Annotated in this window: 9 tRNA genes; all 9 read right to left on the bottom strand. The window is 48.4% G+C overall.

What is annotated here, in order from left to right:
* Positions 1-89 precede the first annotated feature (89 nt).
* The 9 genes from KNO58_RS15260 to KNO58_RS15220 all read right to left on the bottom strand — a co-directional run bounded on the left by KNO58_RS15260 (position 90) and on the right by KNO58_RS15220 (position 895).
* Positions 90-166, bottom strand: a tRNA-Pro gene (locus tag KNO58_RS15260).
* Positions 167-173: 7 nt separating this feature from the next.
* Positions 174-250, bottom strand: a tRNA-Arg gene (locus tag KNO58_RS15255).
* 5 nt (positions 251-255) lie between these two features.
* A tRNA-Leu gene (locus tag KNO58_RS15250) sits at positions 256-340 on the bottom strand.
* 7 nt (positions 341-347) lie between these two features.
* Positions 348-422, bottom strand: a tRNA-Gly gene (locus tag KNO58_RS15245).
* A 21-nt stretch (positions 423-443) separates the two neighbouring features.
* Positions 444-524 (bottom strand) — tRNA-Leu (locus tag KNO58_RS15240).
* 33 nt (positions 525-557) lie between these two features.
* Positions 558-633: transfer RNA gene (locus KNO58_RS15235), tRNA-Lys, on the bottom strand.
* 15 nt (positions 634-648) lie between these two features.
* A tRNA-His gene (locus tag KNO58_RS15230) sits at positions 649-724 on the bottom strand.
* Positions 725-735: 11 nt separating this feature from the next.
* Positions 736-811 (bottom strand) — tRNA-Thr (locus tag KNO58_RS15225).
* An 8-nt stretch (positions 812-819) separates the two neighbouring features.
* Positions 820-895: transfer RNA gene (locus KNO58_RS15220), tRNA-Phe, on the bottom strand.

Raw genomic sequence — 895 nt, 5'->3', positions numbered from 1 at the left:
AAAAATGACGAAGCTTGCGCTTCATTCAAAAATTGTAAATCATTTTTGCCTCATCGTTCAGTTTTCAAAGACCAAATTGAATTAAGAAATGGTCGGGAAGACAGGATTCGAACCTGCGACCCCTTGGTCCCAAACCAAGTGCTCTACCAAGCTGAGCTACTTCCCGTTATAAATGGTGCACCCTGAGAGATTCGAACTCCCGGCCTTTAGATTCGTAGTCTAACGCTCTATCCAGCTGAGCTAAGGGTGCATTAATGCGGTCGAGAGGACTTGAACCTCCACGGTGTTAACCACCACTAGGCCCTCAACCTAGCGCGTCTACCGATTCCGCCACGACCGCATATAATTGGAGCGGAAGACGGGATTCGAACCCGCGACCCCGACCTTGGCAAGGTCGTATTCTACCACTGAACTACTTCCGCAATATAAAATTAGATTAGAGATGCGGGTGAAGGGACTCGAACCCCCACGTCAAAGACACTAGATCCTAAGTCTAGCGCGTCTACCAATTCCGCCACACCCGCATATAATATTTAAGTATAGTAATTAATGAGAAATGGTGAGCCATGCAGGGCTCGAACCTGCGACCCTCTGATTAAAAGTCAGATGCTCTACCAACTGAGCTAATGGCTCATTAATTTTTAAAAATGGGGCGGCTGAAGGGAATTGAACCCTCGAATGCCGGAATCACAATCCGGTGCGTTAACCACTTCGCCACAACCGCCATGAGAAAAATGGTGCCGGCGAAAGGATTCGAACCCTCGACCCTCTGATTACAAGTCAGATGCTCTACCAACTGAGCTACACCGGCGCTGTAAATGGTGGCTTTGGACGGAATCGAACCGCCGACACAAGGATTTTCAGTCCTTTGCTCTACCAACTGAGCTACAAAGCC

The sequence above is a fragment of the Exiguobacterium sp. J17977 genome (genome assembly GCF_018616375.1).
In the GTDB taxonomy this organism is placed as follows: domain Bacteria; phylum Bacillota; class Bacilli; order Exiguobacteriales; family Exiguobacteriaceae; genus Exiguobacterium; species Exiguobacterium mexicanum.
Note: the sequence above shows the minus strand (reverse complement) of the source record. Positions and strands in the feature narration are given on the sequence as shown.